General features: G+C 64.9%; 24 protein-coding genes. 11 read left to right on the top strand and 13 right to left on the bottom strand.

Annotated features, from left to right (window positions below; genetic code table 11):
• Position 1: 1 nt before the first annotated feature.
• The 3 genes from GIW81_RS06350 to GIW81_RS06340 form a co-directional block, all read right to left on the bottom strand.
• Positions 2-1,555 carry a formate dehydrogenase beta subunit gene (locus GIW81_RS06350; RefSeq protein ID WP_154738446.1) on the bottom strand — a complete coding sequence of 518 codons (1,554 nt, stop codon included), beginning with the start codon at positions 1,553-1,555 and terminating at the stop codon, positions 2-4.
• Positions 1,552-2,061, bottom strand: a complete 510-nt coding sequence (locus tag GIW81_RS06345) for a formate dehydrogenase subunit gamma (RefSeq protein WP_154738445.1) — start codon at positions 2,059-2,061, stop codon at positions 1,552-1,554. The genes GIW81_RS06350 and GIW81_RS06345 overlap by 4 nt, the downstream gene beginning before the upstream one ends.
• 127 nt (positions 2,062-2,188) lie before the next feature.
• Positions 2,189-3,109, bottom strand: coding sequence for a LysR family transcriptional regulator (locus tag GIW81_RS06340; protein WP_154738444.1), 921 nt, complete (start codon positions 3,107-3,109; stop codon positions 2,189-2,191).
• A gap of 430 nt (positions 3,110-3,539) precedes the next feature.
• Between GIW81_RS06340 and GIW81_RS06335 the strand changes: the two genes are divergently transcribed.
• Positions 3,540-4,298, top strand: a complete 759-nt coding sequence (locus tag GIW81_RS06335; RefSeq protein ID WP_154738443.1) for a hypothetical protein — start codon at positions 3,540-3,542, stop codon at positions 4,296-4,298.
• A gap of 5 nt (positions 4,299-4,303) precedes the next feature.
• On the opposite strand, the gene GIW81_RS06330 is transcribed toward GIW81_RS06335, so the two are convergent.
• The 4 genes from GIW81_RS06330 to GIW81_RS06315 all read right to left on the bottom strand — a co-directional run bounded on the left by GIW81_RS06330 (position 4,304) and on the right by GIW81_RS06315 (position 8,533).
• Positions 4,304-4,954, bottom strand: coding sequence for a hypothetical protein (locus GIW81_RS06330; RefSeq protein WP_154738442.1), 651 nt, complete (start codon positions 4,952-4,954; stop codon positions 4,304-4,306).
• A gap of 3 nt (positions 4,955-4,957) precedes the next feature.
• Complete coding sequence (locus tag GIW81_RS06325) at positions 4,958-6,259, bottom strand: ParA family protein (RefSeq protein ID WP_154738441.1); 1,302 nt, start codon at positions 6,257-6,259, stop codon at positions 4,958-4,960.
• Between the two features lie 201 nt (positions 6,260-6,460).
• Positions 6,461-8,098: a chaperonin GroEL gene (gene groL / locus GIW81_RS06320; RefSeq protein ID WP_154738440.1), complete on the bottom strand. Its 1,638-nt coding sequence runs from the start codon at positions 8,096-8,098 to the stop codon at positions 6,461-6,463.
• Positions 8,099-8,242: 144 nt separating this feature from the next.
• Positions 8,243-8,533, bottom strand: a complete 291-nt coding sequence (locus GIW81_RS06315) for a co-chaperone GroES (RefSeq protein ID WP_154738439.1) — start codon at positions 8,531-8,533, stop codon at positions 8,243-8,245.
• A gap of 238 nt (positions 8,534-8,771) precedes the next feature.
• Between GIW81_RS06315 and GIW81_RS06310 the strand changes: the two genes are divergently transcribed.
• Positions 8,772-9,899, top strand: coding sequence for an FUSC family protein (locus GIW81_RS06310; protein WP_229309214.1), 1,128 nt, complete (start codon positions 8,772-8,774; stop codon positions 9,897-9,899).
• Between the two features lies 1 nt (position 9,900).
• Here GIW81_RS06310 and GIW81_RS06305 read toward each other — a convergent pair whose 3' ends face one another.
• Together GIW81_RS06305 and GIW81_RS06300 are read right to left on the bottom strand one after the other, a co-directional pair.
• A complete protein-coding gene (locus GIW81_RS06305; protein WP_154738437.1) occupies positions 9,901-10,194 on the bottom strand; it encodes a GYD domain-containing protein in 294 nt (97 codons plus the stop codon).
• Between the two features lie 135 nt (positions 10,195-10,329).
• Positions 10,330-11,076, bottom strand: a complete 747-nt coding sequence (locus GIW81_RS06300) for an SDR family oxidoreductase (RefSeq protein ID WP_229309091.1) — start codon at positions 11,074-11,076, stop codon at positions 10,330-10,332.
• A gap of 410 nt (positions 11,077-11,486) precedes the next feature.
• On the opposite strand from GIW81_RS06300, the gene GIW81_RS19195 reads away from it, so the two are divergent.
• The 3 genes from GIW81_RS19195 (at position 11,487) to uvrC (ending at position 16,519) form a co-directional block, all read left to right on the top strand.
• Positions 11,487-13,196, top strand: coding sequence for an EAL domain-containing protein (locus GIW81_RS19195; RefSeq protein ID WP_154738436.1), 1,710 nt, complete (start codon positions 11,487-11,489; stop codon positions 13,194-13,196).
• Positions 13,197-13,227: 31 nt separating this feature from the next.
• A complete protein-coding gene (locus GIW81_RS06290) occupies positions 13,228-14,097 on the top strand; it encodes a TIGR01459 family HAD-type hydrolase (RefSeq protein ID WP_154738435.1) in 870 nt (289 codons plus the stop codon).
• A 379-nt stretch (positions 14,098-14,476) separates the two neighbouring features.
• Complete coding sequence (gene uvrC, locus GIW81_RS06285) at positions 14,477-16,519, top strand: excinuclease ABC subunit UvrC (RefSeq protein WP_154738434.1); 2,043 nt, start codon at positions 14,477-14,479, stop codon at positions 16,517-16,519.
• A gap of 74 nt (positions 16,520-16,593) precedes the next feature.
• Here the strand turns inward: uvrC and GIW81_RS06280 are convergent, their stop codons facing one another.
• Both GIW81_RS06280 and GIW81_RS06275 read right to left on the bottom strand, forming a co-directional pair.
• Positions 16,594-16,815 carry a hypothetical protein gene (locus GIW81_RS06280; protein WP_154738433.1) on the bottom strand — a complete coding sequence of 74 codons (222 nt, stop codon included), beginning with the start codon at positions 16,813-16,815 and terminating at the stop codon, positions 16,594-16,596.
• Positions 16,816-16,975: 160 nt separating this feature from the next.
• Positions 16,976-17,851, bottom strand: coding sequence for a dienelactone hydrolase family protein (locus GIW81_RS06275; protein WP_154738432.1), 876 nt, complete (start codon positions 17,849-17,851; stop codon positions 16,976-16,978).
• Between the two features lie 158 nt (positions 17,852-18,009).
• On the opposite strand from GIW81_RS06275, the gene GIW81_RS06270 reads away from it, so the two are divergent.
• From GIW81_RS06270 to GIW81_RS06245, 6 genes are all read left to right on the top strand, one after another.
• The gene (locus tag GIW81_RS06270) at positions 18,010-19,158 is read left to right on the top strand and encodes an extensin family protein (RefSeq protein ID WP_154738431.1); all 1,149 of its coding nucleotides are present in this window, start codon (positions 18,010-18,012) and stop codon (positions 19,156-19,158) included.
• A gap of 76 nt (positions 19,159-19,234) precedes the next feature.
• Positions 19,235-19,825: a CDP-diacylglycerol--glycerol-3-phosphate 3-phosphatidyltransferase gene (gene pgsA, locus GIW81_RS06265; RefSeq protein ID WP_195930415.1), complete on the top strand. Its 591-nt coding sequence runs from the start codon at positions 19,235-19,237 to the stop codon at positions 19,823-19,825.
• A 21-nt stretch (positions 19,826-19,846) separates the two neighbouring features.
• Complete coding sequence (gene moaD, locus GIW81_RS06260) at positions 19,847-20,122, top strand: molybdopterin converting factor subunit 1 (protein WP_154738430.1); 276 nt, start codon at positions 19,847-19,849, stop codon at positions 20,120-20,122.
• 4 nt (positions 20,123-20,126) lie between these two features.
• Positions 20,127-20,579, top strand: a complete 453-nt coding sequence (gene moaE, locus GIW81_RS06255) for a molybdopterin synthase catalytic subunit MoaE (RefSeq protein ID WP_324614911.1) — start codon at positions 20,127-20,129, stop codon at positions 20,577-20,579.
• 167 nt (positions 20,580-20,746) lie between these two features.
• A complete protein-coding gene (locus GIW81_RS06250) occupies positions 20,747-22,099 on the top strand; it encodes an N-acetylmuramoyl-L-alanine amidase (RefSeq protein ID WP_154738428.1) in 1,353 nt (450 codons plus the stop codon).
• Positions 22,100-22,879: 780 nt separating this feature from the next.
• Positions 22,880-24,163, top strand: a complete 1,284-nt coding sequence (locus GIW81_RS06245; RefSeq protein ID WP_154738427.1) for a hypothetical protein — start codon at positions 22,880-22,882, stop codon at positions 24,161-24,163.
• Between the two features lie 36 nt (positions 24,164-24,199).
• Here GIW81_RS06245 and rpoH read toward each other — a convergent pair whose 3' ends face one another.
• Both rpoH and GIW81_RS06235 read right to left on the bottom strand, forming a co-directional pair.
• A complete protein-coding gene (gene rpoH / locus GIW81_RS06240; protein ID WP_407658192.1) occupies positions 24,200-25,090 on the bottom strand; it encodes an RNA polymerase sigma factor RpoH in 891 nt (296 codons plus the stop codon).
• 341 nt (positions 25,091-25,431) lie between these two features.
• Positions 25,432-26,448, bottom strand: a complete 1,017-nt coding sequence (locus tag GIW81_RS06235) for an RluA family pseudouridine synthase (protein ID WP_154738425.1) — start codon at positions 26,446-26,448, stop codon at positions 25,432-25,434.
• Positions 26,449-26,453 lie beyond the last annotated feature (5 nt).

The raw sequence follows: 26,453 nt of genomic DNA, 5'->3' as shown, positions 1-26,453 counted from the left end.
TTCATTCGGCCGCCTCGGCACGCACCGGGCGATTGAAATCTTCAGGGAAATGACGCAGTGCGCTCATTACGGGCATGGGGGTTAACCCGCCCATGGCGCACAAGGATCCATCCGTCATCGTATTGCAGAGATCTTCGAGGATCTCGATGTTCTTCTCGCGTTCGATACCGGCCATAATGCGATCCATGGTCTCGACGCCACGCACCGAGCCGATGCGGCAGGGCGTGCACTTTCCGCAAGACTCAATCACGCAGAACTCCATGGCGAACCGCGCCATGTGCGCCATGTCGACCGTATCGTCGAACACGACGATGCCGCCGTGGCCGACCATCGCGTCGACCTTCACGAACGCTTCGTAGTCCATCGGCGTGTCGAGCTTGCCGTTCGGCAGGTAGGCGCCGAGCGGACCGCCGAACTGAGCGGCGCGCAGAGGGCGTCCCGACAGCGTGCCGCCGCCGTAGCCTTCGATAAGCTCGCGCGCGGTGACGCCGAAGGCCTTTTCGACGAGTCCGCCCTGCTTGATGTTGCCGGCCAGCTGGAAGGCGAGCGTGCCGCGCGATTTGCCGACGCCGAAGTCGCGGTAGTACTCGCCACCCTTGTCGAGGATGATGGGCACCGAGGCGAGGCTCAGCACGTTGTTGATGACGGTGGGCTTGCCGAACAGACCCTCGATCGCCGGCAGCGGCGGCTTGTAGCGCACCAGGCCGCGGCGGCCCTCGAGGCTTTCCAGCATCGAGGTTTCCTCACCGCAGATGTAGGCGCCGGCGCCCATACGCACGTACAGCTCGAAGTCGTGCGGCGAGCCTTGGATCGTGCGGCCGAGCCAGTTGGCCTCGGTAGCGATGCGGATCGCCTCGCGCAGCGTGGCGACCGCGTGCGGATATTCAGAACGGACGTAGATGTAGCCCTTGGTGGCGCCGACGGCGATGCCGGCGATCGTCATGCCCTCGATGAGACAATACGGATCGCCTTCCATAAGCATGCGGTCGGCGAAGGTGCCGCTGTCGCCCTCGTCGGCGTTACAGCAGATGTACTTCTGGTCTGCCTTGGCATCGTGGACCGTCTTCCACTTGATGCCGGTCGGGAAGCCGGCGCCGCCGCGACCGCGCAGGCCCGAGGTGGTGACCTCGCCCACGATGTCGATCGGCGCCATGGTCAGCGCCTTGGTGAGGCCCTCGAAGCCGCTATGCGCGCGGTAGTCCTCGATCGACAGCGGATCGGTAATGCCGCAGCGCGCGAACGTCAGGCGCTCCTGGTTCTTGAAGTAGGGGATTTCCTCGGTGAGCCCGTGCCCGAGCTTGTGCTTCTCGCCCTTGAGGAAGTTGGCCTTGAAGAGACCCGGCACATCCTCTGGCTTCACGGGGCCATAGGCGACGCGGCCCTTCGGCGTCTCGACCTCGACCAGCGGCTCGAGCCACAGCATCCCGCGCGAGCCGTTGCGGACGATCTCGATCTTGGAATTGCGCTTCTTGGCTTCGGCGGCGATCGCCTTGGCAACGGCATCGGCGCCCATCGAAAGGGCGGCGGCATCGCGGGGAACGTAGACCTTGATCATGCGGCGGCTCCGCGATCGAGGTCGGCAATAATGCTGTCGAAGCGCTCCTTGTCGACACACCCGTAGAGATCGCCATCGATCATCATGGCGGGGGACAGTGCGCAGTTACCGAGACAATAGACGGCCTCGAGGCTGAACTGGCCGTCGGCGGTCGTCTCGCCGAACTTCACTTTCAGCTTGTCCTCCGCATGCCGGCAGAGGTTCTGCGTGTGCATGGCCTGGCAGGCTTCGGCGCGACAGATCTTGATGTTGTGGCGCCCGCCCGGCGTGCGGCGGAACTCATGGTAAAAGGTCAGTACGCCGTAGACTTCGGCGCGCGAGCGATTGAGCGCGTTGGCGATCACGGGGAGCGTCTGCTCGGGCACATAACCGAGCTCGTGCTGCAGGTCGTGGAAAATTTCGAGCAGCTCATCCGGGCGGTTGTCATGTGCGGCGCAAATGGCGAGCGCGGTTACATCGGCTCCAGCCGGCGCTTCAATCTTGACTTCTGTAGTAGACTTTGACATTCAGTGGTGCCTTTACGGCTTCTGCCCCAGCAGCCTGTCTTCTCTCAACTTGCAACCATCCGATCAAATCGGCCGTCTCGATGTGTCAATCGAGCTGGCCAATGCTGCATTGCAACAATCGGGGAAGCTAGGCGTCGACCCGTTCGTCGAAGTTTACGGGCGTCAGCAGGGCCGCCGTTTCCCGCAATGCCTCGATAAGCGGTGACAGCGGATCACGGGCGGCAACCACAAGGCCGACGCTGTGCTCAACTGTCGGTGCGTCGAGCGGAATGGCCTTTACGCCCGACATCGTCCCCAACACGTCTAATATATATTGCGGCATGATGCTCGCCAGCCCCATCAAACGTACATTCGAACACAAATTGATGACGGAGTTCGTCTCCAGCCGCGTATTTGGGTGACACCTCGCGGTTTCGAAGGCGCGGTCGATGATCCGCCGGTTCTGCATGTTGGGGGTCAGCAGGCAGAGCGGCTCGTCCGCGGCTTCCTGCCAGGTGACCGACGCTCGGTTGGCCAGCGCGTGCGTCTCGGGGATGAACAGGCAGTATCGCTCGATGTAGAGCGGCGTGGCCAGCAATCCGTCGATTGGTTCGTTGTCGAGGTAGGTAATTCCGACGTCGATGGAGAAATCGGCGAGAGCGCGCAGGATTTCCTCCGAGCTTTGCGACAGTACGGTGAAGTCGATGCCCGGGTGGATGGCGCGGATCTTCTTGGTGAGCAGCGGGATCATTGGCAGCGCCGAGGGGATGCCGCCGAGAACGAGGCGTCCCGACAGTCCGCTCTCGTGATCCTTGAGGTGTCCCAGCTCCTCCTGCATGGACTGCCAGTCCTTCAGGATGACATGCGCCCACTTGAGGACCCGCTCGCCTTCCGGCGTGAGCCCGCGGTAGCGCTGGCCGCGCTCGACGATCGGCACCTCCAGCTCCAGCTCGAGCTGGCGGATGCGCCCCGATAGGGTTGGCTGGGTCACGTTGCAGGCGGCCGCTGCGCGCGTGAAGTGTTTTTCGCGAGCGAGCGCGGCAAGATAGTGAAGCTGTCGGATGTCCATCGTGCCCCTCCCGAGGCAACGGTCGCTATCGCGTGGGGGATTACGCCTGTCGGAATGCCGGCCCGCGGCCTGCCGGCTCGCCTCGCCGCTGCCATGATCATCTAGCCAACGCCTGCGAAACGCAATGCGAATGCGGTTTTCTCCGCTGCATTCAATGGTGCTGGCGCGCCATGTTATTGCCTTCGAGCGCTTTAATATTTCTTCTCGGACGAAGCGGACGCCGTCGCGGAAAACGATCCGCGCGGGAGCGGGGCAGAGCTCTCTCAGGGCGCGCCGACTTCGACGGCTCGGCAGGTGACCTCGAACGGTCGCAAAAAAGCCTGCGGGCAACTCAGGGTGGGTGGGACAGAAAAAGTCCCCCGTGTGGTAAATCAGTCGGCGAACCTCCGTTCGCCTTGTAACCGGCCGTGACGGCTGGGGGGTATAGCGTATGAACAATCACGACCGCGCGCGCCTCTTTGGGACGTTGCTCGCAACGACCCTCGCTTCGACTGCCTTCGCAATGGAGCCGACCCCGTCTCCGGCTCCTTTCTCTCCGGCGCCTGCCGTTTCACTCCCAGTCTTCCTGGACGTCGCGCGCCTGCCGGATATGCAGGAGGCTTGGCGCGCCCGCTTCAGCGACGCCGACACGTCGCAGGCGACTGCGGCGACCGTGACGCCTGTCGCCGCCGCCAAGCCCGACACTTCCGTTCTTAATACCTCGCGCGAGGCGATCTCGCGCGCCGAGCAGGTGAGCCGCGAGGCAGCCGCCGTCCGGTCGCGCGCCGAGGAGCTGAGCCGCCGGTTCACCGTCGACCCCAACGCTACCTCCGACCCGCCAGCCGCCGAGCAGCCAGCTCCGACCGAGACCGCGGCGATCGGCCAAGGCGCCAGTGAGGTGCCCGCAGCCAACGACCAGGTGCTGGCGCCGGCTGACGGCGAATTCACTGCTGTCGAGCCGGCGGTTGAAGTTCCAGTCAAGAAGCAGGCCGCGGCGACCGATGCCCCGGTCATCGAGGACATGGCGACGGTCCCGCCAATGGGCGTCACGCGCAGGCCGACGGCACCTTCGCTTCGTCAGGCCGCGCAGTCTGCCGCGCGCCGGGCATATGTCCCCAAGCCGGTGGCGGCCGATGCGTCGACCAAGCCGGAAGAGGACCCGATGATGCCGACGGAGCTGCGTGCCTTCGGCTGGGCCTCCCAGCCGTAGGCAAGTCAAACCGCGATCTTCTCGATGCGCCGGTCGCGGCTGGCCTGCAGGGCGTCCTGAAGTTGACGATTTTTGATCGCCTTCAGGGCATCTGCCGCGGTTTTGAATGACCGATCCGATCCTAAGAAGCGATGAGCTATGGCCACTAGGTCGGGCTTCTTAAGCTTCGCGCCCGCGATCTCGGCGATCGTCGCATCGAACTCCGCGTTGTCCAGCCGGTGGCGCACGAGCCTGTCAGCGAGCTTCTCAATCGCGGTCGCGTCGTGACCCTGAGGCGCCCTTCGTTTCTTGACAGGCGGGGGAGCGAGGATAGCGGATTTGATGTCGGCCGCGAAAGACTTCGCGCCCTCCACCTGTTCACCCGCGAGGAGCTTGAGCACGGCTGAGCAATCACTGTTGGCCTTTGCCCCGGCAGCCGCAAGCACCGAACCGATCCGTGTCAACTGCCCCGCGAGTGCACAGGGATACTCCGCGGTGCGCTTGACCGACTTCCAATGCTTCTGAATGGCTGGGACGACCTTGGAGACAGGTAGCTCGCCTGCAGTGGCGATAGCCTCAGCGAAGAGACGCAAGTTGGTCGCGCGACCGGCCGAGCCTTCCTCTTCGATGAGGTCGGCAAAGGAGGAAAGGGTTTCGCCAAACTCCCTAGCCTTCATGGCTTAGCGTCCTTTCAACGGCGCACGTCGGGCAACCTCATCGGCCAGTGCCTCAAACATCGGGCGAGTCTGTGGCTCCTGCAAGTATGCGATCCCTTCCTCTGTGGAGTAGGCGACTTTCTGTGTGCGTCGCATGACTGCATCCCGAATAAAGAAATTCTCATTAGAATTCATGGCATTGCGGACATTTGTCTCGGCTGAGTCTGCGGCAGGCGCGGCCGCAGTGGGCAGATAGTCAACGGAGGTCATCGTTCCAACGATACCTGCAAGCTTGAGGATCGGGTTGATCGGCTGCAGTCTTCTAACCTGTTTTGCGAAGGTCCCGACCGCTATCGCCGAGACGTGGTCGACGACAGTTGGCACGAAAAGGTAGTTACTGGCGCATAGACCGTTGAGAAATCCTGCAGTCATTCTCGGCGGCGCGTCAATTATGACCCGTTCGTAGGTGTTCTGGACATGTTCAGAGAGAATGGCCCGCGCTAAGCGATACCGAATGTCGTCCTTTGAGTCGGCTAGTACCCATGAGTACTCCATGTTCCGCTCGAGCTTTTCGAATGAATACCAACAGGAGACGTAGTCCAGCTTGTGATGTGCTTTGCCCTCAACAATTGCGCTTCCGCTCCAAAGTTCTGGCAACTCATCTCTGTGCAGTAGGTCGACCGCGGAAGGGAACTCTGTAGGGCGCTGTCTCGACTGGGCCAACATTAAGCTCGTAAGTGAACCCTGATAGTCGAGATCGATGGCGAGTACTCGCTCCCCTCGAGCGGCGTAACATGCAGCGAGGTTGGCACTTAGGGTCGTCTTTCCAACACCACCCTTCTGATTGGCGAATAGGCATACTGGGATGCTGTCACCCAAACGTCTAACGTAGTCATCCATTCGCAGACCAGGACTGGTCGACCAAAACTCAGCCGCATCGCCCTGGCTTGCAGTGCGGACGAGCGCAACTTTCCGACTTAAGCTTGTGATCTCGTCGCGACATCCCCTCAGATGTTCGTCGGCGGGCGCGCGGCTCTCAATCGCGAAAGCGAGGTTGCGTTCCAACAAACGCGCTTTGGTCTCCGCTTCGTCCTTTGCCTCGATTGATTGGCGCGTTATTTCTCTGAGTTCGTCGGCCTTGGTTTGTAGATGGTCAATGTCTCGACGGCAGTTCTTGAAGAGCCAAACGAAGATACCGAACGCAATGAGCGTCCCGACGCCAGCCAACGACAGGCCGAATTCGATCCAGGGCCTTATGGTATCGAGCCAGTATTTGGCGACGACTACGCACTGCGCGATCTCGTCGGGAGATTCCCATCCACACATGTACGCACCCCTGGGCTCAACTACTTCAAGTTGAGCCCAAGGGGAAATAAGTACAATCAGCAATGCGCCAACGGAATGGTATTCCGGGCGCGCAATTGTTTCGCTGCAACAATCGATGGCCGACTCGCCAAGCCTGAAAGTGAAAAAGCCGCCCGCAGTTTCCTGCGCGCGGCTTCTTCTATTCGTGCCGGGTGGCCGGCGTTACATGCCCATGCCGCCCATGCCGCCGTGTCCGTGCGAATGGCCGTCGCCGCCATCCTTCTTCGGCGCCTCGCCGATCGCCGCCTCGGTGGTGATCAGCAAGCCGGCGACGGACGCCGCGTCCTGCAGCGCCACGCGCACAACCTTGGCGGGGTCGATGATGCCCTTCTCGAGCATGTCACCGTACTCATCATTCTGCGCGTCGTAGCCGAACGACTGCCCCTTCGTGTCGAGGATCTTGCCGACGACGATCGAGCCTTCCACGCCAGCGTTGCTGGCGATCTGGCGGATGGGCGCCTGCAGGGCGCGCTTGATGATGCCGATGCCGGCTTCCTGGTCGGCGTTGTCGCCTTTGACGTTGATGGCACTGGCGGCCTTGAGCAGCATCACGCCGCCGCCGGGCACCACGCCTTCCTCGACCGCGGCCCGAGTGGCGTTCAGCGCGTCGTCGACGCGGTCCTTACGCTCCTTTACCTCGACCTCGGTCGCACCGCCGACGCGGATCACCGCGACGCCGCCGGCGAGCTTGGCCAGACGCTCCTGCAGCTTCTCGCGGTCGTAGTCCGAGGTGGTTTCCTCGATCTGCGCCTTGAGCTGATTGACGCGGGCCTCGATGTCTTTCTTCTTGCCGGCACCGTCGACGATCGTGGTGTTTTCCTTGGTGATCGACACGCGCTTGGCGCGGCCCAGCATGTCGAGCGTCACGTTCTCGAGCTTGATGCCGAGATCTTCCGAGATCGTCTGGCCACCAGTGAGGACGGCGATGTCCTCGAGCATGGCCTTGCGGCGATCACCGAAGCCGGGGGCCTTGACGGCGGCAACCTTGAGGCCGCCGCGCAGCTTGTTGACAACGAGCGTCGCGAGCGCCTCGCCCTCGACCTCTTCGGCGATAATGAGCAGCGGGCGACCCGACTGGACGACTGCCTCGAGCACCGGGAGAAGCTGCTGCAGGTTCGACAGCTTCTTCTCGTGGATGAGGATGTAGGGATCCTCGAGCTCAGCGATCATCTTCTCGGCATTGGTCACGAAGTAGGGCGAGAGATAGCCGCGGTCGAACTGCATGCCCTCGACGACTTCCAGCTCGGTCTCGAGGCCCTTGGCTTCCTCGACCGTGATGACGCCCTCGTTGCCGACCTTCTGCATCGCTTCGGCGATCATCTCGCCGATGGCCTTCTCGCCGTTGGCCGAGATGGTGCCGACCTGGGCGATCTCGCCCGAGTTCTTCACCTTCTTGGAGCGCTTGGCGATCTCCTCGATGACCTGAACGACGGCCTTGTCGATGCCGCGGCGAAGATCCATCGGGTTCATGCCGGCGGCGACGGCCTTGAGGCCCTCGCGCACGATCGCCTGGGCCAGGACCGTTGCCGTCGTGGTGCCGTCGCCGGCAAGATCGTTGGTCTTCTGGGCAACCTCGCGCACCATCTGCGCGCCCATGTTCTCGAACTTGTCCTCGAGCTCGATCTCCTTCGCAACCGTCACGCCGTCCTTGGTCGTGCGCGGGGCGCCGAACGACTTCTCGATGACGACGTTGCGGCCCTTGGGACCGAGCGTGACCTTCACCGCATTGGCGAGGGTGTCGACGCCGCGGAGCAGACGCTCACGGGCATCGGCGGCAAAGCGGACTTCTTTGGCAGCCATTGGATTTCCTTGGAGTTTGGGGCTCGGATCGAGCGAATAGCGACTAGAGAGCAGCGAGTCGGGATTGCGAGGCTCAGCGGGCAGAGCGAAGGGAATTGCGAGCGGCGGACTATTCGCGGCTCGCTACTCACTCGCTGTCTTCGCTTACTTCTCGAGCACGCCCATCACGTCGCTTTCCTTCATGATGAGCAGGTCCTGGCCGTCGATCTTGACCTCGGTGCCGCTCCACTTGCCGAACAGAACCTTGTCGCCCTTCTTGAGGCCGATCTCGATCAGCTTGCCGCTCTCGTCACGGCTGCCGGGACCGACGGCTACGACCTCGCCCTGCTGGGGCTTCTCGGCGGCGGTGTCGGGGATGATGATGCCGCCGGACGTCTTCGTCTCACTGTCGACGCGCTTGACGACGACGCGGTCATGCAAGGGACGGAACTTCATGGGAAATATTGCTCCAGATGGCAGCTCGGCCGGAGGGGCCGGCGTCTTTGATGGCGCGTTAGCACTATATCGCAGAGAGTGCCAAGCGTGCCGAGGTGATACGCGCCGGCGCCATCGCCTGTCAAGAAAGGGCGAGCGGCTCCACGACGCGCGGGTGCCATAGCGGCAACGTGGCGAACGAGCGGTTAATTTCAAGGCTCGAAGCGATCGATTCGGAGGGACGGCTTTCGTGATCGACATGACCTCGTGGCTCGGCTCGCGCGCCGAGATGTGGCCGCGGCTGCGCCTCGCCATCCAGACGACCATCGCCGCCTGCGTGTCGTATGTGATCGTGGATGCCATCGGCATGGCGCAAGGGTTCTGGGCAGTGATGACTGCCATTTTGGTGACGCAGGCCAATGTCGGCGCGTCGTTGGGCCTGGCGACCGAGCGGTTCGTCGGCAGCTTGCTCGGCGTCGTCGTCGGCGGCGTCGTCGCCGTCCTCCTTGCCGACGCGCAAGAGCTGAAGTTCGCCGGGCTTGCGGTGACGGTACTCGTGCTCGGCTTCTTCGCGGCCCGCCGCCCGTCGCTGCGCATTGCCTGTGTCACGGCCGCCATCGTCGTCCTCGGCGATCCCAGCCTCGGGCCGCCCATTTCCTCGGCCGAGAACCGCATGATCGAGGTGGCGATCGGCACCGTCGTCGCCATCCTCACCACGCTCTTGATATTTCCATCGCGCGCCGGACCACTGTTCGCCGAGCACGTGACCCGAACGTTCACGCCGCTGTTCGAGGTGGCGCGGGATACACTTGCCGCGGCGCTGGGCCAGCCACTCGACATTGAGGGAATGGGCGCGCAGGGCACGCGCATCCGCGCTGCCTTTGCCGAAGGCGACACCCTCGCCCGCGAAGCGCGCGTCGAGGTCGCTAACTATGTCGCTGACAGCCCCGACCCCGAGGCGATCCTGCGCGCCCTGCGCCGCACGTGGCACACCGAGATCATGCTCATGCGCGCGGTCTATCAGCCGCTGCCCCCGGTCGCAGTGAAGATCTTAGGACCCCAGATCGAGGAGTTGCGCGCGGCCCTCGACGATGTGGCGAAGCATCTTGCGGGGCCTGCCACCTGCTACACGGCGCCCAATCTCGCCGCCGTCGAGAATGCGCTGGCCGAGATCGAGCATCGGTTGGAAGAGATGCGCGCCAAGGGCGAGACGCGCGAGATGTCGATGGACGACATCATCCGCGTGATGGCCTTCGACTTCGCGCTCGGACAGCTGCGTCTCAACCTACGCGACATTGCCGAGCGCGCGCCGGAGCTTGCCGCGTTTGCCGGATCGACCTATCCGCTGTTGCGGTGGCTGCAGCGCCTTCCGGCAAAATGGACGTAGCTCAGACCATCTTGCCGAGAACCTTCTGCATCTCGGGGAACGAGAAGGCGCGAAGCGTCTCGGAACGGACGTAGCCGCGCGACGCGACGCTCAGCATCAGGGCCGTCGAGCTCTCATCGTCCGGCGCATCGCAGACGACGACAATGTCGTGCCTGCCGAGGGTCCAATACATGTCCTTGACGGTTACGCCGCTGCTCTTCGCCATTTCCTTGAAGGCCTCTGCCCGCGCAACCGTCTCCTTGACGTTGCGGATGCCCTGTTCCGTGAAGCTCGCGAGCACAACGAAAGTGGCCATGGGATCCTCCTTGGCGGGTCTCCCTCTTGATACGCCCCTGCCACATCGTTACGGCTGCAGCGGATAGCTGTCCACAGCGCGCGATTCGCCAGCCGTGTGGGCTGCAGCCGGATTTCTGGTCGAAAGGTTGACGTCTCAGCAGCCGCGCCGGGCGACGCCGGCCGCGTCGAAGACCTGGCCAGTCAGCGTGCGGCCCGGTCGGGAGGCGAGATACAACGCGAGGGCGGCGATATCCGGTTCGCTGGTAAGTGCGGCGCCGGCGCCCGCCACAGTGGAGGAAGGGCCGACGGCATTGACGCGAATGCCCTGCGGCGCCCACCGCTCGGCTTCGCCGCGGGTTACGGCTGCCAGCGCGGAGCGGACGATCCCGGCGAGAGCGCCCTCGGCTGCGGTGCGCGGCGCCGGCATGGTCATGACGTTGAGCACAAGGCCTTCCGACAGCGTCAGGCGCATGCGGTTGGCGACGATGCGCGTCACGTGCACCGGCAACATTAGCTTTTCGGAGACAAGCTCCTCGATGTGCTCGATGCTTGCACGGCCGCGCATATCGGCGGCGGTGATGGGGATGAGGTTGACGACGACATCGAGACCGCCGAATGCCTGAGCGGCGGCTTTGGCGAAGCGGATCGAAGCGTCGGAATCGCCGCAGGCGTCGGTGAACAGCTTCACCTCGCTGGCCGTCTCGGCCAGCATCGTCGTAACGGCGTCGAGCTCAACGGACGGCGCAGTGGCGTGCAGCACAAGACGGCCGCGGTGATCGGCGAATTTGCGGGCGACATCCACGCCGCTAGTCGGCGAAAGGCCGGTGATCAGCGCACGAACGCCGGCAAGCTCACCATAATATGACGCACTCGAGTCGCGACCCATCACCGTCATCAGCATGAGCATTCCCTTTGAATTTACGCCGGGACTTGTGGGAACGCCCCGACACCACTGATACCACGTCGATTCGCCTAACGAGTTCTAAACAGCACCCCGATTCCGGTCGGCCGGAGGCCGGCATGCGGCGCGACTGAGGCGTGCGATGGCAATCCCCGGGCATATGGGTAGTTCCCCGTGGCACGGCGATTGCCTGTGGACGAATCGCGCGCGCGGCGATGTGGCCGATTTTTCTCAGCAATGCGCATCGCCACGCGCCGGACACGAATCGACGCGTTGTTGAGAAAGCTGGTGAAAGTGGCCGCGCCGTCATTGCGCGGCGGGGGTGCGGGCGAAAAGCTCGCAGGGATAACGAATCGGCAAGGGGGCGTCGTCACTCTTCCATGGCGAGCATCGAAAACAGCGAGGGCGGGATGCCGAAGCACAGTGGCATGGCCGATCTCATCGTCAAGGGGGCCATCGCGCTGGTTACAGCGGCCTTCTTCGTCGGGGCCTATCTGCAATTCCAGGTCTCATTCTGGATGGCGCTCATCGGAGCGCTGTCGGTCTACATCACGCTGCTGATGGGGCATGCCGTCATGCGCCGCCGCGAGCGTGAGACAGATTTGGTCTCAGTGGTGGAGCGCCTCGAAGACGAGGTCGCGCGCCTGAAGACCGGCGCGGTGCCTCCTGTCGCATCGCGCCAGCAGCGTGCGCCGAACATGGCGCCACCGCCGCTCGCCAAGGCGCCGCCGCCTCCGCCAATGCCACCGATTGCTCCGCGGGTAGCCGCGCCGCCGTCCCCGCCCGTGGCCGCATCGCCGACGCTCCCGCCTCCAGCGGGGCGGACGCCGCGCATCTTCCGCAGCACCGAGCCGGCGCCGGTTGCCACCGCGCCCGAGCGCGAACCGCGCTTGTCCGCACCGCCGCGGCAGGAGCCGCAGCTTTCCGTATCGCCGTCACCCGCTGCATCGGACGCTCCGTTGGTGCCGACGCTGCCGGATTGGTCGTCGCCGCCGGCCGCGCCGATGGCACCCGCTAAAGGGGCGCACGACTACTGGCCCGGTCGCCAAACGAAGCCGACCCTGGCCGACGGACCGCGGGTAGAGCTGCCGCCGCTCGCCGCCGACCGCGAGACCGACCTCGACGCGGTGCATGGCATGATCAAGCGTCTCGCCGACGAGGTGGACGTGGGCGCTGAGCCGATGCTCGAGGGTCTGCCGCCGCAGCGCCAGGAGAGCGCCCTGCGCGCCTCGCTCAACGCACTGCAGACTACCGCCAACGCGATGCGCGCGACCAAGAAGAAGGACGGCCTGCCGCTCGCGTCTTCCGCGCCGCGCGCCGGTGCCCCAATGCCGCCGCCGATCATGCCTGCGCATACGCGCCTGGCTTCGCTCGCCGAGGCGGTGTCGGCCGGGCGGATCGACGTTGCTTTGGCGCCGATCGTCGGCCTTGCCGATCACCTGGTGCACTACTACGAGGTCGTGGCCTCGCCGCGCGACGAGCGCGGAGTGGCGATGTCGGTGACGACGCGCGAGCCGCAGCTTGCCCTCGCGGGCCTGCTGCCGATGCTCGACAGCGCCCGCCTACGTCAGGCGGCCGGGGTCGCCCGGTCGTTCGCCGAGGAGGGACGCCAGACGTGCCTGTTCGTCCCGGCGACGGCGGTGTCGCTCGCCAACGACAGTTTCCTCGACGAGCTGGCCGACGCGTTCCGCGACCGTGAGGCGCTGGCTAGCGATCTGGTGCTGACGTTCGCGCAGGCGGACGTACGGACGTTCGGCGGCTCCGAGTGGAGCGCGCTGACCGACATGCGCGATCTGGGCTTCCGCTTCGGCGTCGAGGACGTCACCGACTTCGACTACGAGTTCACCGCGCTGTGCGCCGCCGGCTTCGCCTTCGTGAAGCTCGATGCCGCGACGCTGCTGGCCGGCCTCGCCGCTCCGAACGGCACCATGCCGGGCGACGAGGTGTGCCGTAACCTCAGCGAGCTGGGCCTCACCCTCGTTGTCGCCAACGTCGATGACGAGGTGACGCGCGATCGTGTGGCCGAGACCGGCGTACCTCTCGGCCAGGGAGCGCTGTTCGGCGCGCCCGTGCCTGTGGCAGGCGACGGCTATGCCGTCGCCGATGACGCAGCCGCTTGAGATTTACGCGGGCGGCGGCTAGGCAAGTGCCATGCCGCCCGCGTCCCTTCCCGACTCCGCCATCCCGCTCATCCAATCGATCGCGCCGCTTGCCGGCGTGACGAGGGCGTGGCTGACCGATATCTGGGGCGTGATCCACAATGGCGTGAACCCGTTTGCGGACGCCTGCACCGCCTGCGCCAATTTTCGCGCCGCCGGCGGGATCGTCGTCCTCGTCTCCAACTCGCCGCGTCCGCATGACAGCGTCGCCGCACAGCTCGACGATATCGGCGTGCCGCGTGAGGCGTGGGACGCCATCGTCACCTCTGGCGACGTCGCGCGCACGCTGATCGGCCGCTATGCAGGGGGCCCCGTCTATCACATCGGCCCGCAGCGCGACCTCGCCACCTTCGCCGGGCTGGATATCAAGCGCGTTCTCCCCGAAGCGGCCGAGGTCATCGTCTGCACCGGCCTATTCGACGACGAGTGCGAGACGCCCGACGACTACGCCGCGACCCTGGCTGCGTGTCGCGCACGCAACCTGCCTATGGTCTGCGCCAATCCCGACCTCATGGTCGAGCGTGGCGGTCGCATGATCTATTGCGCCGGAGCCATTGCGCGCGCCTACGAGGAACTGGGCGGCAGGGTCGAGTACGCCGGCAAGCCGTATCTGCCGATCTACGAGCTGACCTTCGCGACGCTCGAAAAGCTGAAACCGGGCAGCAGCGACAGGGCACGGCTCCTGGCGATCGGTGACGGCATCGGGACCGATATCGCCGGGGCCGCAGCGGCGGGTGTGCCCTCGGTGTTCGTGGCGAGCGGGGTGCATGTCAAAGGCGGGCTCGACGGCGAGGCCATCGCCGCGCTCTTCCCAGCCGGCACGCCGCGTCCCATAGCGGCCATGCCCACGCTCGCCTGGTAGCTTTGGCGCCCTGACTGTTATCCCCGTACATCGCGGCTCGCCTAAAGTTGCGGCGGCCCATCTCAAAGACGCGGGGTGCAGACGTGCGCTGGCGGATTGCATGGGGATGAGCCGGCAGGAAAATGCGCGGGGCCCATAAGCTGGCCTCACGACCTATCTGTCGCTGACGCGAAAATGTCAGTGGGCCTCGGGCAGGGAAGCGATCCGAGGAAGACTGTTGGTCGGCATCCCTGCCGAGTGGGGCGGCGATGGCTGCTTCCAACTAAACAAATATGAGGGCCAGGACCGCCTCGCTCCCGCGTTTTTATCACCCCGGGCTTCCGCCGCGGGACGCTTGCGGTTGCTTGACGTTGGGCGCGCGGGGGCCGATCTATCGGCCATGCCCGATAAGGACACGCGCGAGCCGACGCCGGAGCTGCCGGCGAACGAGACCGTGCCGCCGGCCGCCGCGGAAGCGGTGGTCGCCAGCGGTCCTGATGTTATTGCGCGGTATCTGAAGCTGCTGCCGGCCTCGCCCGGCGTCTATCGCATGCTCGATGCGGATGGCAGCGTCATCTACGTCGGCAAGGCACGCAACCTCAAGGCGCGCGTGTCGAACTACACCCGGCTCGGCGGACATACCAACCGCATCGCGCGCATGATCGCCTGCACCGCCGCGATGGAGTTCGTCTCGGTGCGCACCGAGGCGGAAGCGCTGCTCCTCGAAGCCAACCTCATCAAGCGCTTCCGGCCGCGCTTCAACGTGCTGATGCGCGACGACAAGTCGTTTCCATACATCCTGATCGCGCGCGACTCGTCGGCGCCGCAGATCCTGAAGCATCGCGGCGCGCGCAATCGCAAAGGCGACTATTTCGGGCCGTTCGCCTCCGCCGGCGCGGTTACCCGCACCATCAATATGCTGGAGCGGGCGTTCCTGCTGCGCTCGTGCTCGGACAGCGTCTATGAGAGCCGCACGCGGCCGTGCCTGCTCTATCAGATCAAGCGCTGCTCGGCGCCGTGCACGGGCGAGATTGCGCTGGACGACTACGGCCGGCTTGTCGACGAGGCGGTGCGTTTTTTGCGCGGCGAGAGCCAGAACGTGCGCATCATGTACCGCAAGCTGATGGAGGAGGCTTCGGCGCAGCTCGAGTTCGAGCGCGCGGCGCGCTTCCGCGACCGGCTGTCGGCGCTGGCGCACGTCACCGCCGACCAGGCGATCAATCCGGAGAACATCGAGGAAGCGGACGTCTTCGCGGCGGTGCAGGAGGGCGGCCAGACGTGCATCGAGGTGTTCTTCTTCCGCACCGGGCAGAATTGGGGCAATCGCGCCTACTACCCGAAGGCTGATCGTGCACTCCCGGTGGAGGAGGTGCTCGATAGCTTCATCGCCCAATTCTACGACGACAAGCCGGTACCGCGGTTGATCCTGCTCTCGCACGATGTGCCGAACCGCGAGCTGCTCGCCGAAGCACTGTGCATCAAGGCCGATCGCAAGGTCGAGATCCGGGTGCCGCAGCGGGGCACCAAGTCGGGCATCGTCGAGCACGCCGTGAACAACGCGCGCGAGGCCCTGGGGCGCAAGCTGGCGGAGAGCTCATCGCAGCGGCGACTGCTCGAGGGGCTCGCCGAGCGCTTCGGACTGGCGGCACCGCCGCGGCGCATCGAGGTGTTCGACAACAGCCATATCCAGGGTGCGAATGCGGTGGGCGCCATGATCGTTGCCGGCCGCGACGGCTTCGTGAAAGGGCAGTACCGCAAGTTCAACATCAAGTCGGAGAACCTCGCGCCCGGCGACGACTACGGCATGATGCGCGAGGTGCTGACGCGCCGCTTCAAGCGGCTGGTGCTCGAGTCCAACGAGGAGGAGAAGAAGGACGACGGCATTGTCGGCGTCGTCAAGGAGGCGGCGAGCAACCTCGTCGCGCTGGCTGCGGCGGCGGCGGGAGCTTCACCGGACGAGGTCGACGATGACGATATCTTCCCCGATCGGCCCGATCTCGTGCTGATCGACGGCGGCGCGGGGCAGCTCGCGGTGGCACGTGAGGTCATGGCAGACCTTGGGTTGCACGACATCTGCTTGGTGGGCATCGCCAAGGGCCCCGACCGGGACGCCGGCCGCGAGCATTTTCATTTCCCCGGCGCCGACCGGCCCATACTGCTCGAGCCGCGCGATCCGGTGCTCTACTTCGTGCAGCGGCTGCGCGACGAGGCGCATCGCTTCGCGATCGGCTCGCATCGCACGCGCCGCGCCATGGCGATCAGCGCCAACCCACTCGATGATATCGACGGCATCGGCGCCCGCCGGCGTCGCGCGCTGATGAATCACTTCGGCTCGGCGAAGGCGGTGTCGCGCGCCGGCGTCGAAGACTTGAAGGCCGTCGACGGCATCTCGGCCGAGATGGCGCAACGCATCTACGATCACTTCCACGAACGCCGTAGCTGAGGTCCAGACAAGCAAACGCGACCGAGGAACAGAGTTCCCGGCCACGCAGCTTAATCTCTCGCGACGAGCGAGCTTTAGACGGGCGGTGCGGCCGCCGGCGGCATGGCGATTGCGGCCAGCCAGTAGACCCACGCCACGTAGAACACGGCAAAGAACACCGCCGTCAGTATCGCTCCGAAGAAGCGGCTACCGAACGCGATGGCGTTGCCGACAAGTGCGGCGAGGAATGCAATCCCCGAGAAGATGGCGACCGTCGTCCAATCGACGGTAGCCAAGTCGAACGGCAGTTGAGGCATGCGAACGACTCCCCCAAATCCCATCTTTGTGGGCTGTTTCAATGTGCTTGCGCGCGCAGTCTCCGCCAACGGGCTCGCAGATGCAAGGCCGCGCAGGCAACCCTTTGTGCGCAGTAGAACTCTCTAGGCTTCTGATGTGACGGAACGATTGCAGTTCCGTTCAAGCGACGCCGTGATCGCGGAACCAAGCGAGCATTTTCGCCCACGCGTCCTTCGCCGCTTCGGGCCGATAGCTCGTGCGATAGTCGGCGTTGAAGGCGTGCGGCGTGTCCGGGTAGACGACAAGTTCGCACGTCTTGTCAGCAGCTTGGCAGGCCGCGCGCATGCGGTCGACGGTTTCCACGGGAATGCCCTGGTCGACCGCGCCGTAGAGGCCGAGGACCGGCGCTTTCAGCTCGCCGACGACATCGATGGGGTGGCGTGGCGTATTGGCTGAAGCGTCGCCCACGAGCTTGCCGTACCAGGCAACACCGGCCTTCACGTCGGTGCTGTGCGCGCAATAGAGCCAGGCGATGCGCCCGCCCCAGCAAAAGCCGGTAATTCCGAGCTTCTTGGTATCGCCTTTGCCGGTGCCCTTGGCATAGGCGACGGTGGCATCGAGGTCGGACATGACTTGCGCGTCGGGGACCTTCGAGACGACTTTGGAGATGATCTCCTTCACATCGGTCATCTCGGCGACGCTGCCTTGGCGCACGTAGAGCTCGGGCGCGATGGCCATGTAGCCGGCTTTGGCCAGTCGCCGGGACACATCGCGGATGTGCTCGTGCACGCCGAAGATTTCCTGCACGACGATGACGACGGGGAAGGGCCCAGGTTTCGCGGGCATGGCGTAGTACGCGGGGACATCCCGGTCGGCCGTGGGGATGCCGACGGTGCCGGCCTCTAGCCCCTCGGCGCTCGTATGAATCACGGTCTGCGCCGAAACGGGATGAGTCGCCGCTGCGAACCCGACCGCCAGGCTCGCAGTGAGCATTTCACGGCGGTCGACGCCCTGCTTGGCGCCGAGGCTCCGGCGATCGTTCTCGAACCCGTCCATGCATTTACTCCTGGGAAGGTGTTGCGGACGCAATCGGGCAACCGCACCTTCATGGCTCGGCGCTAGAATGCAAATCGCATTTTTGCCGCGCTGGCGGCAGATGGTGTGACAGGGGACTTCGCAAAAGCGTTTCAGCCAAATTCGACCAGCAGGTGCGCATGGCGTCCTTGACGTCTGTCGACAAAACGCTGAGCCGGTTGTCCACGTGGATGTCTGCCGTGGCCTTTGCAGGCTGGGTCGGACTCGCGTTTCTTCCCGCGCGCAATCCGCCTTCCCCGCCAGCATCGGCTGCCGTCGTGCCGCCCGTGGCTACGAAATCCGCTCCCGAGACGCACGCCGCGGCACCTGCTTCGCCCGCCCCGAGGGCGGCGCCGCCGGCATCGATCGCCAAGCCTTCGGTCGCGGTATCCCCGACGGCTGCACCCGCGACTGCACCGGCAACCGTGGAGCCTGCCGCCGGTGCCGCCGCCCCCGCAGTGCCACCACCGGACGTGTGGACGCCGGAAGAGATCGCCGCCGGACTGCGTCAGTGCGTGCAGCTGCTGGGGCCGGCGAGCGCCGACATCGCGCTCGAGGAGCCGATGAAGAAGGGCCAGTGCGGCACGCCGACGCCGCTCGCCCTACGCAGTGCCGGCGGCAAGGACAAGGTCGAGTTCTCGCCAGCGCCGACCATGAATTGCCGCCTTGCCGCTTCGCTGAGCGAGTGGGTCGACAAGGTGCTGCAGCCCGCGGCGCAGGAAGTGCTGGGCTCGCGCATCACGAAAATCCTCGGCGCCGGCTCGTATTCCTGCCGCAACATCTACAACAACCCCAAACTCTCCCTCAGCGAGCACGCTACCGGGAACGCCGTTGATGTCGCCGCCTTTGTCACCGCCGACGGGCGAACCGTGACGGTGAGGCAGGCCTGGGGACCGACCGAGCGGGATATCTCCGCGGCAAAAAAGAAAGCCGCCGAGAAGCTCGCCAAGCAAACACCGGCGGCCAAGGCCGACGAGACCGCGGCAGTAACCCCGACACCTTCCATCGAGGCGGCCGGCAAGAAGGCCGACGCCAAGAAAAAGGGGCGGGTCGAGAAAACCGAGTTCAAGCAGGACCCCGCCAAGCCGGATCCGAATAAGCCGGCCCCCGCGGTGGTCGTCGACCTCAAGCCGGCGACGACCAAAGAGGCGGCGTTCCTGAAGCGCCTGCACCACGGCTCCTGCGGCCTGTTTGCGACCGTCCTCGGGCCGGAGGCCAATGAGGCCCACCGCGACCATTTTCACCTCGATATGAAGGTGCGCCGGTCGCCCCAGGGCGTGTGCCACTGAGGCGTTTCCGTTTCGGCTACGCTAGGTGCAGTTGCGCCATTGACGGACCGTTGGTCGGATGGTGTACCAAAGACTTATGGAACAAGCCGCCGCCTCCCGTGCCCTGCCGATGAGCGTGCCGAACGTGCTGACGTACGTTCGCATCGCCGCCGTGCCGGCTTTGGTCGCCTGCCTGTTCTTCCTCAAGGGCGACGTGGCGCGCTGGTCGGCCTTCTCACTGTTTGTCTTCGCCGGCATTACGGACTGGCTGGACGGCTACCTGGCCCGCGCCTGGGAGCAGCAATCGACGCTGGGGCGCATGCTCGATCCGATCGCCGACAAGCTGCTCGTCGGCGCCGTCCTGATGATGCTGGTGCACGACAACACCATCGGCGGCTGGTCGATCTGGGCGGCGATCATCATCCTGTGCCGCGAGATACTCGTCTCCGGCCTGCGCGAGTTCCTGGCCGAGCTGAACGTGAAGATCCACGTGACGCAGCTCGCCAAGTGGAAGACGACGATGCAGATGATCGCGCTGGGCGTTCTGCTGGCCGGCCCGGCTGCCGAGAAGATCGTACCCGGCATCATGACCGGAGGCCTCGTCATCCTCTGGATTGCCGCGCTACTCACGCTGTGGACCGGCTATGACTATCTAAAGGCTGGCATCGTGCATGCCATGGAGCGCTAGGCGCACGTCCTCGAGGTCCTTATGAGTTCCGCCGCGACAAGGCGCGTACGGCTTTTGTATTTCGCCTGGGTGCGGGAGAAGATCGGCTGCCCTGAGGAATCCGTCGAGCTGCCAGCGACCGTGGCTACGGTTGCCGACCTCGTCGCATGGCTAAAGGACCGCGGACCCCAGTATGGCGATGCCTTTGCGCGGCCTCAGGTGGTGCGGGCGGCGCTCGACCGCGTCCACGTCAAGCCGTCGGCGCCGCTTGGCGCGGCGCAGGAAATCGCCTTCTTCCCGCCGGTGACTGGAGGCTGACACCGTGTCCGTGCGCGTGCAGACGGAAGATTTCGACGTCGCCGCGGAGACGGAAAAGCTCCTCGGCGGCCGCACCGACGTCGGCGCCATCGTCACCTTCACGGGCCGTGTGCGGGGCAGCGACGAAGGGCGCGAGATCGCCGCGCTGACCCTCGAGCACTATCCCGACATGACCGAAGCGGAGATGGCGCGCATCGAGGCCGAGGCGCAGGCGCGCTGGTCGTTGCAGGCATCGCTCGTCGTGCATCGCGTGGGCGAGCTCAGGGCAGGCGACAATATCGTCCTCGTCATCACCGCCGCAGCGCACCGGGAGGCCGCGTTCGAAGCCGCCGGATTCCTGATGGACTATCTGAAGACCCGCGCGCCGTTCTGGAAGAAGGAAACGACTTCAGCCGGCGAGAGCGGCTGGGTCGACGCGCGCGAGCAGGACGACACCGCAGCTAAGCGCTGGAGCTGACTTAAGCTTTGCAAAGCATAGACAACTTCGCCGTTAGCGAAGTCTTAAGGCTTAAGGTGCGATAACCCTAACAATGCCTGAAGGCGGACTGCAAAACGCCATCATTCCAGGCAACCTTGACTGTCCCACCACTTGAACTTGTACCGCGTAGACGGGGGTCAGACGTCATGGTTTACGGCACTCCGTGGCGCGTGCGCCGCGGGATCCTCTTTGCGCTTACCTTGCTCTGCGCGCACACGCCGCTGCAGGCACAAAGCCTGTTGGACGGAGCCGAGCGCATTCTGAAGGGCGCCGACAACCTGTTCGGCGGTCCATCCGAGCCCGCTGCCCGCCAGGTCGCATCACAAGAGCCGCAGCAGCGCACGCGCTTCGTTATCGGCCTGCCGAAGACGACCGAGTTCGAGGTCTTCTCGCTCTCCAATCCGAACCGGGTGGTCGTACAAGTCAGCGAGACCAAACTGCGTCTGCCAGATCAGCCCAAGGCGGCGCCCGTTGGCCTCATCAAGTCATTCCAGGCGGGTCTCGCCGGAGCCGACCGCTCCCGCATTATCATTTACGTGACCGAGCCCGTCATCGTCTCGAGCGCCCGCATCGAGAAGGCCGCGGGCGGCAACAACGAGCATCTGGTCGTCGAGATCGCATCGTTCACGCCGGTAACCGCCAGCATCTCTCAGCCGGTGAAGCAAGTCGCTGCCTCGCCGGCGATGACGCCGCCGCCATTCGCTCTGGGCGCCGCCGGGCTGCAGCCGCCGCTTCCGCGCCCCGCCGTTTCTCCCGACGTTTTGGCGCAGCGCGCCTTCAAGCCGATCATCGTGATCGACCCCGGCCACGGCGGACACGACTCCGGCGCCATGAAGAACGGCGCGGTGGAGAAGGACATCACCCTCGCTTTCAGCAAGATCCTCGCCAAGAAGCTGAATGAGACCGGCCGCTACAAGGTGCTCATGACGCGCGAGGAGGACGTGTTCATTCCGCTCGGCGACCGGGTCGCCTTCGGCGAGAAGCACAAGGCGGCGTTGTTCATCGCCGTGCACTGCGACTACGCCGATACGGGCAGCACCGCCAGCGGCGCCACGATCTACTCGCTGCGCGAGTCCGTTGCCGACAGCCTGCGCCGCTCCACGCGCGACGACGTTGCCGACGACGTGAAGAGCGAGGTCGAGAAACTGAAGAAGGCCGGTGGCGGTAGCGACGACGTGAGCTCCGTCAAGGGCATCCTCGCCGATCTGGCCGAGCGCGAAGTCGATGCAACGGCCGACCGCACCAGCGTCTTCGCCCGCACGGTCATCGAGAACATGGGTGCCAGCACCACCATGCGGACCAAGCCCGATCAGCAGGCCGGTTTCCGCGTGCTCAAGACGGCGCAGTTCCCTTCGGTGCTGATCGAGCTCGCCTACGTGACGAACAAGCAGGACGCGGCCAACCTGCAGTCGGATACTTGGCGCGACAAGGTCACGAGCTCGATCATGACGGCGATCGACAACTACTTCTCCAACCAGGTGGCGCAGGTCCCGATGTGACGCTCCGCCGTTCATGGGCGCCAGGAACAACAAAGGCCGGTCCCGCAGGACCGGCCTTTTTCTTGTGGCCGAGTTGGGTTCGCACGCCCTCCTCGGCTAAGCCCCCGTCAAGTCATACTCGGAGGATGCATTTGTTTTTGGCGCCAGAGCAGTATCCGAAACCAATCCAGTTGAGGCCGAAGCGGACGAGCGACGCGGGTACAAGAAGATACGGTGTGTGGGACCTTCGCGTGATGAAGGCGCTTCAGCATTTGCCACTCCATCTTCCAGTCTGTGCCGCAACCTGAACCGGCGATCCGAAGTGGAACGGCCGACGTACGCAACGCGCCAGCTCGCACGCCGGGATGGGCGCAGCGCCTGAACAGCGATGGTCGGGGATTGCAGGAGATTGCGGCGGTCGCGGATAGGGTTCGGCAGAGGCCGACGAACAAAACCAGCGGATGCTCCCTGGGGCGGCCCTATCCATGCCCGCCGCGCATCCAACCGGCCAATAGCGCCAGTCGTTAGACAATTCTGGCTCAGAGAGTACAAGGCCTTCTGGCCCTCCGTCTCTGACGCGCACTCGTAGTCGGCTCCCGAGCCGGAGCCGCGAGAGGTCGGCCCCCTCAGCGATAGAGAGTATGTGATTCGTCCACATATACGAGGGGTAGGGCCTCGCAAATTAATGTTGCATGCGCGGTGCTGTTGCGCCGGTGCTAAAAAGCAGGTTTTGAAGGCCGTCGTTCGCCCGCTTTCTGCGGCATACTGCGGCTTCGCTCGAATCGCTACCCGAGGACCGGAATGCGCTCATCTGCCTTCATTGCCTTGGCGGCTCTCTTTCTCGCTGGACCTGCCCTCGCCTGTGCCGGTCCAAACGTTCAGATCTCAGGTGATTTCCAAACGGGCGACAAAGGCTGGGGTGAAGCCGACGCTCAGTTCCAGCCCAAGGGTTCGGAAGCCGTGTTCACCCCGCTAGTCAGCACCCAAACGGCACGCTGGAACGCCGGAGTAGCCCTCACCAATCTTGATGCTTGCGCGACCATCGCCATGCCGTCGAGCACAGCAGATGCCACGCGCAGCTACGCCGGCATCCTCTTCTGGGGTGTCGATAAGGACAATTTCTATCAGGCGGTGGTCGCGCCCAACGGCATGTTCACCGTCGCGCGCAAGGTCGAGGGGCGCATCCTGCCGACGCCGCCAGTCAACTGGCTGCAGACCAGCGCGTTGAAACTTGGTCCGAATGAGAAGAACATACTGCGCGTCACCATCGACGGTCAGCTGGTGACGGTGCGTATCAACGACACGGAAGTCGCCAGCTTCCGCGGCCAGGTACCCGATCAAGCTTCGCACGTCGGGCTCGTCGCCTCGTCGGCGCCCGCGGCGGTCGACACCTGGACTATCTCCGATTTCAAGGTGACGGACATTGTCGCCCCCGCGCAGCCTGCAGCTGCCACCCCAACGGCGGCGCCCGCTGGCGAAGTGACCGGGGCTATCACCGCCGCACCAACAGATTGCGGCGCCGGCAAAGTCCTGTTCGACGATGGCTTTGTCGGGCACGATTCAAGCTGGGGCGGCAAGGACGGCCAGTTCGCGATCTCCGGCGGCGAGGCCGTGTTCACGCCAGCCCCCGGAACACCGGTGATGCGCTGGAACCGCGCGTTCGTGTTCGGCGACATCGATGCCTGCGCCAAGGTGGAGCTCGCCAAGGCGACCCAAGATCCGACGCAAAGCTACGCGGGTCTGCTGTTCTGGGTGCAGGATGGCCGCAACTACTATCAGGCCGTGATCGCCCCCAACGGCTATTTCACCGTGGCGCGCATCGTCGACGGCAAGGTGGTCGCCAAACGGCCCGTGGATTGGAAGAAGCTCGACAGCATCAAGACCGGCGCCGAGCAGAAGAACACGCTGCGCGTGACAGCCAAGGGCTCGGAGGTGCAGATCGCCATCAACGGCAAGACGGCGGCGAGTTTCGCGGGCGAGCCTCCCCGCTCGCCGAGCTACCTCGGCATGATGGCGGCCTCGGCTGAGAGCAAGAAGGGCGACAGCTGGTCGGTCAGCGATCTAAAAGTAACGGCGCCGCAGTAGCGGCGCCGCTCTCTCGTGCATCGATAGACTTTGCGATCAGTTGAGACGGCCGGCGTCGTCGGCTTGGGCCGCCGACTGTACCGCGCGCTGCACCTTCTCGAAGGCGCGGACCTCGATCTGGCGGATGCGCTCGCGCGACACGCCGAACTCGCTCGACAGATCCTCCAGCGTCGCCGGCTGATCGGCCAGGCGCCGCGCCTCGAAGATGCGCCGCTCGCGATCGTTGAGCGAGGAAAGCGCATTCGACAGGTAGTTCTTGCGCTGGTCGAGCTCCTGCGCCTCGCCGAGGGTGTCCTCCTGCGTGGGCTGATCGTCGGCCAGCCAATCCTGCCATTCGCCGGCTTCGGAGTCGGCGCGCACCGGCGCATTCAGCGAGGCGTCGCCGCCCAGCCGCCGGTTCATCGAGATGACGTCGTTTTCGGTGACGCCGAACTTGCGGGCGATCGTCTTTACCTGATCGGGACGCAGATCGCCGTCGTCCAGCGCCTGCAGCTGGCTCTTGGCGCGCCGCAGGTTGAAGAACAGCTTCTTCTGCGCCGCCGTGGTGCCCATCTTCACGAGGCTCCAGGAGCGCAGGATGTACTCTTGGATCGAGGCGCGGATCCACCACATGGCATACGTGGCCAGGCGGAATCCCTTGTCCGGATCGAAGCGCTTCACCGCCTGCATCAGGCCGACGTTGCCTTCGGAGATGACCTCGCCGATCGGCAGCCCATAACCGCGATAGCCCATGGCGATGCGCGCGACGAGACGCAAATGCGACGTCACGAGCTTCTCCGCCGCTGCCTGATCGGAGTGCTGCTGCCAGCTTTTGGCCAGCATGAACTCCTCGCCCGGCTCGAGCATCGGAAACTTGCGGATCTCCTCGAGATAGCGGGAGAGGCCCAACGAGCCTTGCGCGATAGTCGGAAGTTTTGTCGCCATGATCTCTTAGCCGCCCTGTGCCGCTGGACGGTCCCTCACTAATGATACGCGGCTAGCCGCGCCGGGGCATTTGTACCTTTGGCCCCCATTCCTAACGCGTCACCCGGCGGGTTCCGTCGATGCGACGCTCTCAACCCCACTATACGCGGGGAACAGGTACAATGTTGCAAGTTACCTATGCCGCAATCGCAACGCTGCGTTGTGGCCCGTGGACCGTCTCACCCCGATCTTGCACCAGGACGCATCCACGGATTAGCCGGTGGCCCACTAACGTGTCTTTTGGCTATTCGGACAAATGCCGAAAGGCACTAACGGCGGCTTGTCCGGGCGTAGAGGATTTGCCGCTAATCCCCCTGCAACGCCTCGAGCAGCGCCTGCATGTCGGCTGGCAAGGGGCGTTCAAACCGAAGTGATTTGCCCGTGATCGGGTGCTCGAAGCCGAGCTCGGCGGCATGCAGCGCTTGCCTATCGAGCGCCGCGAGCGCCGCGCGCGCCGGCTCGTCGAGCTTCGCCGCCTTGGCCTTGAAGCCGCTGGCGTAGGTGGCGTCGCCGAGGACGGGATGCGCGACGTGGGCGAGGTGCACGCGGATTTGGTGCGTGCGGCCGGTTTCAAGCTCCAACCGCAGCAGCGATACCGGACCCGCGGCGGTATCGAACGTGCCGAGCACCTCGTAGTGCGTCACCGCATGGCGGCCGCCCGCGCCGCGCGTCACCGCTATCTTCGTCCGGTTCGATTGGCTGCGGGCGAGCCGCGCATCGATCATGCCGCGCGGCCGCAATGGCTTGCCCCACACGAGCGCCAGATAAGCGCGCTGCATCCGTCCGTCGGTGCCGTGGGCGGCGAACTGCTCGCTCAAGCCGCGATGCGCCGCGTCATTCTTTGCGACGACGAGCAGTCCCGACGTTCCCTTGTCGAGGCGGTGCACGATGCCAGGGCGCTTCACCCCGCCGATGCCGGACAGGCTTTCCCCGCAATGGGCAATCAGCGCGTTGACGAGTGTGCCGCTCTCGTGCCCCGGCGCCGGGTGCACGACGAGCTGCGCCGGCTTGTCGATGACGATCAGGTCGTCGTCCTCGTAGACCACGTCGAGGGCGATGGCCTCGCCCACGGGCTCCGCCGGCTCCGGCTCCGGCACGTTGACGGCAAAGGCCTCGCCCGGTTTGACCCGGTATGACCCATCTCCTATGGTCGCGCCGCCGGCCCCGGCCACGTTGCCGGCGCGGATCAGCGCCTGGATGCGGGCGCGGCTCAGGGTGTCGATGCGCTGCGCGAGCAGCTTGTCGAGACGAACGCCGGCATCGGCCTCCGTCGCCACCAGCTCGATCGTGCTTGCGCGTTGTGGGCTCACGGCGCCAACCATTGTGT

It is taken from the genome of Hyphomicrobium album (assembly GCF_009708035.1).
Lineage (GTDB): Bacteria > Pseudomonadota > Alphaproteobacteria > Rhizobiales > Hyphomicrobiaceae > Hyphomicrobium_A > Hyphomicrobium_A album.
The sequence above is the reverse complement of the archived record's forward strand: the minus strand, read 5'-3'. Positions and strand labels throughout refer to the sequence as shown.